The sequence below is a fragment of the Micromonospora antibiotica genome, assembly GCF_017599305.1.
Taxonomy (GTDB): domain Bacteria; phylum Actinomycetota; class Actinomycetes; order Mycobacteriales; family Micromonosporaceae; genus Micromonospora; species Micromonospora antibiotica.
The window spans coordinates 423,935-436,709 of sequence record NZ_JAGFWR010000003.1; the positions used below are offsets into that span (position 1 = coordinate 423,935).

Below are 12,775 nucleotides of genomic sequence, written 5' to 3' on the forward strand. Positions count from 1 at the left end.
GGGCCGACCGGCGGATGACCCGGCCGGGCGTGGACGGTCAGGGCAGCCAGGACGCCTCCGCCGACGCCCGGGACGCCGCCTCCTCGTAGACCGCCAACGCCAGCCACGACGCGGCGAACGCCTGCCCGTCGTCGTCGGTGAGCCGCCCGAAGGCATCCCGGGGTCGGGCCCGGGCCGCCGATCCCATCGCGGCGAGCAGATGCGCGCCGAGGTCCAGGCGGGCCAGCCGCAGCTTCCGCTCCGTCGGGTCGGCCAACGCCTGGATCGCCCGGCCACCCGAGACGACCCGCTCCACCTGCCGGCGCAACGACTCCAGGGCGGGATCGCCGAGCCGGGGACGCGGCACGGCCGGGTCCGGGGCCGCGAGCCGGTCGGGCGGTGGCACCGCCGCAACGTCCGCCGTCCGGAGCTGGCTCGTGTGCAGCCGGTCGTAGCCGAGATCGGCGTGACCCGCCCAGCTCACCGGCAGGGTGATCCCCGGCCCGTCGTCGACCGGTCCCACGGCGAGCGCCTGGACGGTCGCCCGGCGGGTCGGATCGAGCCGACCCACCAGGCGCAGCCGCGCCCCCACCGCCTGCCCCAGCAGGCGCAGGTTGGCCCGGTGCGGCAGGGCGGCGTGCTCGTCGGCGACGGTCAGCGTCAGGACCGCCCCGTCGGCGGTGTCGACCAGGACGGTGTGGTCGTGCCCACCCAGCACCCGTACGGTCAGGAAGAGCAGGTCGGCACCGGCCGGGCGCTCCGGCAGCGGCAGGGTCACCGCGCCGAAGGCCCGCCGGACCTGGTCGGGCAGGGGCTGCGCCCAGAGCCCGGCGAGGGGTTCCTCGGCCCAGCCCACCCCGGCGGCCCGCGCCGCCCGGACCGCCCGCCCGGCACCCAACTGCCCCGACTCCGAGGCGGTGCCGCCGGACACCACCAGCCCGGCCCGGGTGAGCTGCCGGTGGCTGAGCCCCGACTCGCCCACCGCCACGGTCGCGTCACCCGCGCCGGCGGCCCGGCCCGCGTCACCCGGGGCGAGATCGGCGACCGTCCAGAGTCGACCGTCGCGGTCCGCCAGGTAGGTGACCACCCCGGCGTACCCGGAATCGGCCACCATCGGGACCGTGCAGAGCCCGTACAGTCGCAGGCCGGCCTGCGGGTCGTAGGCCCGCCGGGCGGTGCCCAGCAACGCGCCGAGGTCACCGGCCGGCGTCTCCCCACGCAGCCGGCGGGACACCGCCAGCAGCTCCCGCAGGTCGTCGGTCAGGTCGGCCAGCCGGTGCTGGGGTTCGCCCTCCCGGGCGGCCCGCAGCCCGGCCGCGACCCGGGTGCCGGCCGCGGCAGCCCGGTGCAGCCCGTTGGCCCGGGCCTCGTGCACAGCCCGCAGCAGGGCGGTCCGCAGCACCACCCCGCAGCCGACGATCCCCGCCCCGAGCACCGCCACGCTCACCTGCCACAGCCCGTCGGCGGCGGTCCGCTGCCGCCCGGTGGGCGCGGGCGGCGACCCGGCACCCTCCGCCACCGCGTCACCGGTCACCCCGGCGGGCGGTTCGGTGGCGCAAGCCGGATCGACGGGCCGGCCGGCGGCCGCGTCGTCCACCCGGGCCGCGTCGTTCATGGCGGCCGCGTCGTCCACCGGGGCCGCGTCGTCCACCGGGGCCAGGGCGAGCACCGCCATCCGGTGCAGGCAGTTCGGCGCGAGCAGGCAACTGCACCGGGCGTCGGCGGCGCGGCGCACCACCCCGTCGGCCGTCACCAGGGTCACCGTGGTCGCCTCGTCGACCCGGACCGTCGCCCCGCCGTCCGTGCCGGTGACCGGCCAGCCAGCGGCCCGGGCGACCGCGTCGTCGACCTTGCGGCGCAGCCGGGCGGGCAGCGCCTCCAGGGCCTCGGCCAGCACCGGCGCGGTCACCGGCGGCAGGCCGGTCACCGCCGCACCTGCTCGCCGACCCACCGGGCCAGCTCCAGCGGGCTCAACGCGGCGACCGGCATCCCCGCCGCGACCAGCTGACCCGCCGCTGCGACCGAGTAGCGGGGACGGCCGGTGTCGTCCAGGCTGGCACAGCCCAGCACCTGACAGCCCGCCTCCACCAACGCCCGGGTCTCGGCCAGCAGACCACCCATCGGGTACCCCTCCTCGAAGTCGCTGATCACCACCACCATCGTCCGCTGCGGCACGGTGACCAGGGACCGGGCGTAGCGCAGCCCGGCCGCGATGTGCGTGCCCCCGCCGACGCTGACCTCCAACAGCAGGGCCAGCGGGTCGTCCACCCGCTCGGTCAGGTCCACCACCTCGGTGGAGAAGGCGACGAAGTGCGTGCTCAGCGCCGGGACACCGGCCAGCACCGCGGCGGTGAGCGCCGACCAGATCACCGACTCCTCCATCGAGCCGGAGACGTCGACGACGAGCACCAGCCGCCAGTCGACCCCCCGGCGGGCCCGGGTGCGGAACACCGGCCGCTCCGGCACCAGCGTCACCCGGCCCTGCCCGTCGCGGCGGGCGGTGGTCAGGTTGGCGCGCAGCGTCCGGGGCAGGTCCAGCGGGCCGCCCGGCCGGTAGGTGGGGCGGGGGGTCGTCAACCCGGTCAACGCCGGGCGCAGCCGGGCGGCCAACTGCCGGGTCAGCTCCGCCACGATCCGGGCCACCAGCGGGCGCAGCCGCGCCACCGTGGACTCCGGCAGGCCACCGGCGAGGGTGAGCACGTCACGGAGCAGCTCGACCGACGGGCGGACCGCCGCCGGGTCCAGTTCGGTGACCGCGTCCAGCCGCCCCGCCTCCACCGCCCGGGCCAGCACCTCCTCGCGCACCCCGGGGCCGAACAGGGCGGACAGTTCCTGCGCCCACTCCCGTACGCCGGGGAAGGACGCCTCCCGGCCGGCGCGACCGGCCGCCTCGGCACCGGCCCCCTCACCCCGGCCGGCCCCGTACAGCTCGTCGAGCGCGGTGGCGTAGCGGCGGGCGCGCGGCCCGACCCGGGTCGACTCCCGGCCGAGCACCAGCCGCCACCGGTCCACTGTCGACAACCCACCGGCCGGGGTACGCCGGGCGGCCGGCCGCGTCGCGTCGGTGACCGTCGGCGGCTGCGGCGACGGGTCCGCCGGCTCGGCGGCGAGCAGACCCTGCGCCAGGAGCGCCCGGCGGCCCGCCGCGTCGGCGTGCAGCCGGACCAGCAGGGCGTCCGGGTCGTCGAGCACCGCGACGTCGGCGGCTGGGCCGGTGTCGTCCAGTCGTTCCCGGACCGCGTCCAGCAGCCGGTCCCGCCCGGCCGGGCTGACCACGTGGAAGCCGGCGCGCAGCGCCGGCAGCCGGGTGAGGAACTCCTCGTCGGGCAGGGTCTCGACCCGTTCCAGGAGCCCGTCGAGCACCTCGTCGCTGGCCCGCAGCAGCGGTTCGGCGACGACCAGCAACCCGGTCAGGTGGCCCTGCAGCTGCTGGCGTCCGGTGGGCGTCGTCGCGGTGTCCAGCCAGGACGTGACGAGCCGCCCGTAGGCGGCCGGCTCCCGCAGGCCCAGCAGGACCTGGACCGCCCCGGCGGCGGCGGCCATCAGCGGCGAACCCCCGGTGGCGAGCCGGGCCAGGCAGTCGGCCAGGCGCAGCCCCGCCCCGGCGGCGTCGGCCCGCTGGGCGAGCGTTGCCAACGCCTCCGCGTCGGAAACGTCCTCGGCGCCGAGCAGCCCGTCGACCTGCCGGACCGCCGCGCTCTCCAACGCCTCGACGACCCGGCCCAGTTCGTCCGCCGGCAGCGCCGACGTGCCCGGGAGGTGGCCGAGGCGCAACCGGTCGAGCAGCGCCAACGCGGCGACCAGTTCACCGAGGGTGCCCTCGGCCGGTACGGTGACCGCCACCTCGGCGAGCCGGCGGGCGGCCAACCCGGCCAGGTCGCACCGGGCGGCGTCCTCCAGCCCGGCGATCAGGGCGGTCACCGTCGGTCCGTCCTCGGCCCGCTCCCGCCGTCGCCGCTGCACCAACGCACCCTCAGCGGCCTGGCCGAGGGTCACCCCGTGCAGCCCGGCCACCTCGATGGTCGCCTCGGTCCGGGGCGACCACTCCACCCGCCAGCGGGTGGTGACCGGGTCGACCCCGCCGACCCCCGTGCCGGCGACCGGCGTGGCGTAGCCGACGCCACAGACCGTCAGCCGGTGCAGGGTGATCTCCCGCCGCCGGTCCAGCGGCGAACGCAGCGGGTCCAACCGCAGCTCCCTGGCCGGGTCGCCGGCCCCGGGCAGTCGCAACCGGGCCAGCAGTTCCCGCACCGCCGGGGCCAGCCCGGAGCGGGGGGCACCGGGGGCCAGCGCGCCGCGCCGGTCCCCGACGAGTACCTCCTCCATCGCGCGGGCCACCGCCCGACCCCGACCGAGCACCTCGCCGTGGGCCAACACGCTCTGGATCGCCTCGACCAGTTCACCCCGGCCCGGTGCGGGCAGGCCGCGCATTCGGGCCAGGTCGAGGGCGAGCCGGACCGTCTCCCGGGCCTCGCCGGGACCGGCCGGGTGGCCGGCCCGGCGGATCGCCGCGCAGACGGCCACCACGGCGGCGGTCGTGGCCGACTCGACCGCGGCGGGGTCGCCGGCGGCGGTGAGGACCGACTGCTGCCACTGCGGATCGCGGATGCCCGCCGGATAGCCCGACCGGGCGTCGAGCAACCCGAACGTGTACGGCACCAGCGACGTCACCACCGACGACGCACCGGCCGGGCCGGCCCGGGACGGGGCCGGCGCACCGGTCAGCAGCGCCGGGGCGTGGAACGCGCCGACCAGGGCGGCGACCCGACGTTGCCCCGCCTCCGCCAGGCACTGCCGCATCCGTGCCTCCCGCCGCAGGTCGAGGGGGGACACCCCGGTCCCCCGTTCGGCGTCGGCCCGCATCGCCCAGCCGACCGCGAGCGCCGCCCGGCGTACCGCCTCCGGGTCGGCGCCCGGGGCGCGGGCCTCGACCGACCGGTCCCACAGGTCCTCGTCGGCCCGCCCGCTGCCCGGCGCGCGCAGCGCGTCGGCGAACGACACGCCCGGCGCCGGGGCGGCACCCGGCTCGCGTTCCCCCCAGGCCGCGTCCGCCAACGGCAGGTCACACGGTACGACCGGAACCCCGTTACGAGCGGCCCAGCGCACCGCGACCAGTTCCGGGGAGAAGTCGGCGAACGGGTAGAACGCCGGTCCCCCGCCCTCGCCGACCACCCCGGCCAGCGCCACCGGGGCGGTGGTGGCCGGGTCGGCGAGCCACGGCAGCCACTCGCCGAGTTCCGGTGGGAGTTCCAGGAGCAGCACCTCGGGCCGGTACCCGGCCAGCAGCCGGGGCAGGGCCACCGCCAGCGCGGGCGAGTGGTGGCGTACCCCGATCAGGTAGGGCCGCCGGTGCCCGGCCAGCGCGGTGACCGCGACCGTGGGGTCGACCGGTTCCGCCGGTGGCCCGGCGGGCACCTGCTCGGCGCGCGGCGACGGCGGCCCGGCCGGGGACGGCGGTTCAGTCGGCGAGGACATCGCGCAGTTCCCAGAGTTGCCGCCACAGCCGCGCACCGTCCTCGGCCCGTCGCCGCACCGCGCCGTCCCAGTAGCCGAGCAGCTTGGCCCCGTCGGCCGGGTCGTCCTTGCGGACCACGCCGAGCAGGTGCCCCGGCAGCAGCGACAACACGTCCCGGTCGCCGGGGAAGTAGGCCGCCGCCAGCGCCAGCGACGATGCGACCGCCACCGCCTCGGCGGTGCTCATCACGGTGGAGGGCCGTTCCACCTCCCAGCCCTCGACCGACCGACCCGCGCGCAGATCCCGGAACGCGGTGACCAGGGCCTCCAGCACGGCCTCGTCGACCGCGAAGGGGGCCTGCACCCGCTCCAGCGTGGCGCGGGCCTGCCGCTGCACCAGGGCGATCTCCTGGGCCAGGTCACCGATGGGGCCGACGGTCTCGAAGTTGAACCGGCGCTTGAGCGCCGCCGACATCTCCGACACCCCCCGGTCACGCAGGTTGGCGGTGGCGATCAGCGTGAACCCGGGCGCGGCGGGGACGGTGGCGTCGGCGGTGCCGGACAGCTCGGGCACCGCGATCCGCCGGTCGGACAGGATGGACACCAGCGCGTCCTGGACCTCCGGCAGGCAGCGGGTGATCTCCTCCACCCGGGCCACCGCGCCGGTACGCATCGCGGACAGGATCGGCGACGGCACCAGCGCGGCGGCGCTCGGCCCGTGTGCGAGCAGCAGCGCGTAGTTCCAGCCGTAGCGGAGCTGGTCCTCGGTGGTGCCAGCGGTGCCCTGCACGACCAGTTCGCTGCTGCCGCAGATCGCGGCGGACAGCAGCTCCGACAGCATCGACTTGGCGGTGCCCGGTTCGCCGACGAGCAGCAGGCCCCGCTCCCCGGCGAGGGTGACGACGCAGCGTTCGACCAGTGCCCGTTCCCCGACGAACTTGGCGGCCACGGTCAGGGTGCGGGGCAGGTCGTCGCGGCGGGCCTGTCGGGGCAGTTCCAGCGGGACACCGGCGCTGCCGACGATGAACGTGACGACGGCACGGGGGGTCAACCGCCAGCCCGGCGGCCGGGCCCCGTCGTCGTACGCGGCGAGGAACGCCAGCTCGGTGGCGTGGGCGTGTTCGGCCGGCTCGACCTGACGCGCCGTCGGGGTGGTCGTGGTGGTCATCGGCGGCCTTCCGTAACGAGATCGTCGAAGCGGGGTGCGTCGCCGTCGCGCAGCCGGGCCCAGGCGAGCGCGAACAGGCGGGGCGCGGGGGCGACCGGGGAGACGATGCCCAACGCGGTCACGCCACCCTCGCCCCCGATCAGCAGCGGGAGTTTCCACCGTTCCAGCGGCAGCAGCGGCGCCTTGAGCGCCAACCAGCCGCCGGGCAGGAACAGCGACCGCCCGGCCCGGGGCCGTTTCGCCACCACGACGTGCCCGGTCGCGGCCAACTCGGCGCGGGCCGCCTTGAGTCGGGCCGGCTTCCAGCCGGTCCACCGGGCGACGTTGCGGTCGGTCGGGTCGGGCAGGGCGAGCAGTTGCAGGTAGAGCGCCGCCGCGTCGGCACCCAGCCCGAGCGTCGTGGCGACCGTGGCGACCAGTTCAGGGGCGGACCGGGTCGGGTCCTGCGCGAAGCCGTCATCCATCGCCGGGACGACGTGCGACACCACCTCGGTGAGCTGGCCGCCGACCAGCGCCCGCAGCGCCGCGAGCAGCTGCTCGTTGACGTGGTCGAGGCGGGCCCGCAGCACGGCCACCGCCGGATCGTCCGTTCCGGACAGCCGGGACGGGTACAACCGGACCCGGTGCCAGCGGTCGGTCGGCGGGATCAGCACCGGGCCGACCTCGGTGCCGGCCGGGCCGGTCGTCACCGGCAGGCCGAACGCGGCGGTGAACGCCGGCAGCTTCGTGCCGTCGACGTGCCCGACGAAGATGGTGAAGCCGGGGTCGGCCAACCGCTGCCGGGCCAGGTCGGCGGCGACCGGCAGCGCCGCCCGGATCGGGTCGTCGACGGCCAGGTGGTACGCCAGCCACGGCAGCGTCCTGGTGAGCGCGATCAGCGCGTCGTCGTCGTCGACACCGGTGTCGGACCCGGCCAACCACCGGCCGGTGGCCGCGTTGGCGACCCAGTGGAGCACCGTCGAGGCCGGGAGCGGGCTGGTCACCCCGGCCTTGTCCACTCCGACGATCAACTCGTCGGACACGGGTCGCCGTGGCCCGTGCCGCCGCACCCACTCCTGAACGATCAGATCCTGCCGGGGCCCGTCGACCCACAGCCGCGCCGGGTCCTCGGGGATCAGCCGTCCGAGCAGGTTGGCGAAGACCTGCCGGCCGCGACCGCCGGTGCCCCAGAACCGGGCCGCCGCCGCGGGGACGGCCGGGTCGGGCAGTTCCAGGACGGTCAGCAGTTCGGCGGGGGCCCTCTCCCACACGAGCCGGGGCAGGCCCGCCAGCAGCAGCACCGCCTCGGCGTAGCTCATGCCCGCCGCGTCGGACAGGGTGCGGGCCCACTCCGGCTGCCACTCCATCGGCTCGTTGGCCCGGGCGAGCCGGACGAACTCGTCGATCCGCTGCGGCGTGACGTCACCGGTCGGCAGGATCCGCTCCTCGGTGATCCGGAAGCCGGACACCGCCGAGAACCGTCCGGTCGGCGTCCAGTCGAGCACGTCGAGTTCACGGTCGTCGGTGTCGACGGCGAGCACCAGCAACCGCCGGCCGGCCTCGGTCAGCACCTGTCCCCGGACGTGGTCGAGCGGCTGGTTGCCGTCGGCGACCAGGGTGACCCGCCGCAGTCGGCTGCCCGGGGCGAGGAGCCCGGAACGGGCGCACACCTCCAGCAGCGTCAGCAGCGCCTCACGGACCTCGGACAGACAGATCGGGGCCACCGCCCGGTACATCGCGGCCGGCAGCACCCCCAGCAGGTCGAACCAGTCGAGGTCACCGTCCAGCTGGACCCGGGCGGCAGGCGTCGGGTCGGTGCCGGTGAGCGCGGCACCCGCGCGGGAGATCAGCCGCAGGGAGCTGTCCTCCGCGGCGTAGCAGTACTGGATCAGCCCGGCGAGCCCTTCAGAGAGCAGCCGGTCGACCGCCGGCGACCCGGCCGGGGCCTCCTGCGCGGGCAGCGCGTTGTCCTGCTCGCCGTCGAGCACGGCGGCCAGCGTCCGCAGCCGCGTCACCTGCTCGGCGGCCCGGGTGACGAGCCCGGCGACCCCGGCGACGAGGGCGGGCGCGGTGAGCTGCGGCAGGTGCCGGCCGACCAGGGCACGCACCTGGGCGGCGTCCAGCCCGGCCGCCTCGGCCAGCAGGGCGCCGGCCTGCGCGTCGGTGACGCCGCGCAGCGCCGCCGAGCCGGCCTCGTCGCGGGGTCGCAGGAAGTGCCAGTACTCCGCCGGCGGCACCAGCCGGCTGCCGGCGGCGAAGGCGGACCGCTCACCACCGGCCGGGTAGCGCCCGAGCAGGAAGCCGTCCTCGGCGCAGAGCAGCAGCTCGCCGTTCGCGCCCCGGCCACCGTGCAGCAGTCCGAAGGTGGTGTCCGCGCCGGGGAATTGCACCGCCGCCGCGAGCCTGCCGTCGGAGGCATCCGCCGGCAGGGCGAAGGACCGCCCGTTCACGGCTTCGCCGGACCAGCCGCCGTCCGCCCCGCGCCGCACCCGCCAGCCGGCGAGCCCGTCGGCGCGGCCCAGCGGACTGTCGGACGACTCGGTGGGGCGCAGCCAGGACGCGCCGGCGTCGAGGGGTCGACCGTCGACGGTGCCGTCCTCGAAGAACGTCGGCCGGGAGAACCGTCCACGCTCGCCCGTCGTGGGGTCGTACTCCTGCCAGCCCAGCGGGTGGTCGGCGGCGCGTAGCCAGTAGGTGGTGCCGTCGCTGATGACCCGGCCACCGGTCCGCTCGGCCCGGTCGCCGACCCGCAACGGACGCCGCCCCATGGTGCGCCCGCCGCCGGGCAGCGGCAGCGACAGCTGGGGGTAGGTGGTGAAGGCGTCGTCGGCGAGGGTGAAGACGTCGTCCGGGGTGCCGCTCCAGTAGGCGGCCCGGTCCCGGCCCCGGTCCCAGCAGACCAGCAGTTGCCCGTCGACGTGGCGCAGCACCAGCCGCCAGCGGTACCGGTTCTCCCCGGCCGGGATCCGCATCAGGTGTTCCTGCTCCACGGCGTCCGGCCCGATGACCGTCACCAGGTCGCCGGTGAGCAGCAGCAGGTTCGGCCACTGCCCGGTGAGCTGCACGTCCGTGGTCGACTCGGTGAGCCGTTCGGCGGCGGTGTCCAGGGCGGGCCAGCCGTACTCGTCGAGCAGGCCGGAGCGCAGCGTACGGCCGAGGACCGGGCCGAGGTCGTGGTCGACGAGCCGGCGTACCGCGTCGGGGTTGACGGCGAAGCCGGTCGGGCAGGCGACGGTGCCGACCCGGTCGAGGTGCTGGTCGAGCGTCGGCAACCCCTGCCGCCCGACGGCGTCGGCGAGGGTGTCCAGCCAGCTGCGCAGGGCGGTCCGTAGGCCGGGCACCGCGACGATCTCCCGTACCCGGGGCGTCGGGTCGCGCTGGTCGCGCGCGCCGGTGCGCAGTCGCCGTTCGACGCCTTCGACGAGCACCGGCAGGAACCGGGGGTCGGCGGCCACGGCGACCAGGTCACGCCGGCCGTCGGTGTCGTCGGAGAACCAGAGTTCCAGCCGGTGCCGGACGTCGTCGGCCGGATCCGCGACGGGCACCCCCAGCGCCAGGCAGGTGTCGAGCAGGTCGAGGTCCACGGTGTCGTGGGCGCGGCAGAGAACGACCGGCACCCCGTCGGCCTTGAGCCGTCCCGCCATCCGGTCCACCAGGGCGAGCAGCCCCGGGTGCCGCTTGCGGACCCGCCACGAGCGGCGTTCCCGGTGCTCGTCGAAGCGGCGCAGCCAGCCGGCGGGCCCGTCCGGCGACTCGGCCTCGGCGGGGACGCCGCCCGCCGGCCCGGTCAGCGCCTCGGTGGCGCCGGCCGACTCCAGCACCTCCAGCCAGACGTCGTCGCCGCAGTGCTGGGGGGTCAGGCCGAGCAGCCGGCCGCGCAGGGCGGGGTCGTTCGCGGCGAGCCGGGCCAACGACGCCCGGTAGGCGTTCCAGAACGCCTCCGGCGACCGGTTGAGCGCGGGCGCGGCCAGCAGTTCGCCGAGTACCCGCTCGTCCTCGGCGGCCGGGTCGAGCCCGGCGGCGCGGGCCAGCCGGCGCAGGTCGGTGTGCATCGCCGCGTACGGGGGCAGGCCACCCAGGGTGCGCTCCACGCACAGCCGCAGGAACATCGCGTACGCGTCGGCGGCGGAACGCCGGGTCGCGAGGTCCCGGGCGTGACCGGAGAGCGCCTTCGCGGTCAGCGCCCCGGCCAGCGCGAACTCCAGGAACACGGCGTGCTGGCGGTCCTCGTCGATGGTCAGCCCGTAGGCGCGTTCGGCGTCGCGGGCCTTGCCGAACATGGTCGCCGCGTGGGTGACGCTGTCGGCGGCGAGGAACGCCCGACCGGCCTCCTCGTAGAACGTGGGCAGGAAGTGCGGCACCGACCGGGCCAGCCGCTCCCCGAGGGCGTTGAAGCCGTCCTTGGCCGGGCCGACCCGGGAGCGCGCCGTACGGGCCAGCCGCTCGATCTCCTTGACCAGAGCCAGGGCGTGGTGCCCGTTGGCCGGGTCGTGGACCAGCGCCCAGGCCGGGAAGCCGAGCGCCTGCTGGCGGACCACGCCGACCGGGGTCACCCGCTGCGGCCGGTCGAAGCCGAGGAACTCCATGGACAGGTCCTCGGCCTCGCCCAGCGCCTCGCTGACCAGCCGGACCACGGTCCGTCCGGCGAGGACGGGGTGGGTGTACCGGCGGGCGGTCAGGGTGTCGGTGGTGTCGTCCTTGGCCACCACCGTGCCGACGGGCAGCACCGCGCCCGCCTCCAACAGGTCCATCGCGTCGATGCTCACCGGTCCTCCTCCTGCTCTGCTGCCACGACCCGGCCGGCGTACAGCGCGGCGGCCATCCGGGTTCCCTCCGACCAGGCCACCGGGCCGACCGCGCCCAGCGGCAGGGCGGTGCCGTGCCGGTCGGTGAAGACGAGGTCACCGGTCTCGGTCTCGAAGTACGGGTCCTCCGCGCCGACCCACGACCGGGCCTCGACGGTGCGCCCGTCCTCGACGATCCGGCACACCGCGTTGCCGCCGCGCACCGGGTAGCCGAGCTTCGTCGCGCGGGCCGTCAGGTGGCGCAGCTGGTCGTACCGGCCGCCGGCGTAGTCGCCGAACCGGGTCGCCGTCGCGTCGACCTGCGGCCCCCGCACCCAGGTCTGCCGGAAGAGCTGGTCGACGGACTGGCGGACCTGGAGTTCGGCGGCGAACTCCCGGAGGTCGTCGAGGTCGTCGAGGGTGACCGGGTGGGGGATGACGATCCGTCGGGCGGCCCGGCGGACGGAGTCACCGTCGAGGTCGACCAGCCCGACCTGACCGTCGCCGACCTCGCGGAGCAGACCCACGCCGTCCGGGTCCCGGTGGCCGTCGTCGTCGAGCACCACGACGACGAGGTCGGTCAGCGCGGTGCGCCACGCCTCGTCCGGCCACACCTCGGTCAGGACCGCGACCGGCACCGGCAGCGAACGCACCATCCAGCGTTCGATGTCCGTGCGGCACTGGCCCTCGTGCCGGGTCAGCCACTCGGTGAGCTGACGCAGCCCCACCACGGTCGGGTCGTCGCGCAGGGACGCCGGCACGGAACGGAGTTCCCGTCCCTTGGCGTTGCGGGCGACGACATCACCATCGCGGAGAGTGACCTGGTAGCCACCCGACACCTCTGACCATCCCATGTGGACACCCCATGGCTCGGTGGGTTAAGACACCGGAGGCTAGCCCACCCGGGCGACAAAGCCGGGCCGTCGTCCCGCCACGCGGCGGCACCCGGCAGCCGGCACCGCTGCGTCACCGTGGGTGACCATCGACGGGGGTTGCCCGGGGTACCCGTCGGAGCAGCCGGGCGACACCACACCCGCCCGTCGCCCGTCGCCCCCGGCGGCAGCGGCAGCGGCAGCGGCAGCGGCAGCGAACCACACGGCTCGCCGGATCGGGCCCGCCCCGCCCGGGCGCTCCCGCGGCGACACGCGGGGCCGTGGAGCCGGGGAACGGCCGACCGGTCGGACCGCCGGCCCGGCGGGTTGCGCACGATCGACGGCTCACCGCCAGTGATGATTCTTACTCCGCACCGGCCGGTGACAGCGGTGGGACGGGCGGGACCCATGATGCGCCGGAGACCACCGCCGGTCAGGACTTCCAGGCGGCAACACCGCTTCCGGGCAGGTAGCACGCCGAAAACTGACCGAACGGACGGTCACCGACCGTAGTCTTTTCGCTTCGTGACGACTGTTCG

The 12,775-nt window shown here is 76.4% G+C and carries 5 protein-coding genes; all 5 read right to left on the bottom strand.

The window, feature by feature from the left end; all coding sequences use genetic code 11:
* Positions 1 to 37: 37 nt before the first annotated feature.
* The 5 genes from JQN83_RS09970 to JQN83_RS09990 are packed head-to-tail and all read right to left on the bottom strand — an operon-like array spanning position 38 to position 12,218.
* The gene (locus JQN83_RS09970) at positions 38 to 1,906 is read right to left on the bottom strand and encodes a hypothetical protein (protein ID WP_208566773.1); all 1,869 of its coding nucleotides are present in this window, start codon (positions 1,904 to 1,906) and stop codon (positions 38 to 40) included.
* On the bottom strand, positions 1,903 to 5,454 hold the full coding sequence (locus tag JQN83_RS09975) for a vWA domain-containing protein (protein ID WP_208566774.1): 3,552 nt from the start codon (positions 5,452 to 5,454) through the stop codon (positions 1,903 to 1,905). The genes JQN83_RS09970 and JQN83_RS09975 overlap by 4 nt, the downstream gene beginning before the upstream one ends.
* A complete protein-coding gene (locus JQN83_RS09980) occupies positions 5,438 to 6,601 on the bottom strand; it encodes an AAA family ATPase (RefSeq protein WP_208566775.1) in 1,164 nt (387 codons plus the stop codon). The genes JQN83_RS09975 and JQN83_RS09980 overlap by 17 nt, the downstream gene beginning before the upstream one ends.
* Entirely contained in the window at positions 6,598 to 11,346 is a 4,749-nt protein-coding gene (locus tag JQN83_RS09985) for a hypothetical protein (RefSeq protein ID WP_208566776.1), read from the bottom strand. The genes JQN83_RS09980 and JQN83_RS09985 overlap by 4 nt, the downstream gene beginning before the upstream one ends.
* On the bottom strand, positions 11,343 to 12,218 hold the full coding sequence (locus JQN83_RS09990) for a DUF4132 domain-containing protein (protein ID WP_208566777.1): 876 nt from the start codon (positions 12,216 to 12,218) through the stop codon (positions 11,343 to 11,345). Before JQN83_RS09990 ends, JQN83_RS09985 begins: the two co-directional genes overlap by 4 nt.
* Positions 12,219 to 12,775 lie beyond the last annotated feature (557 nt).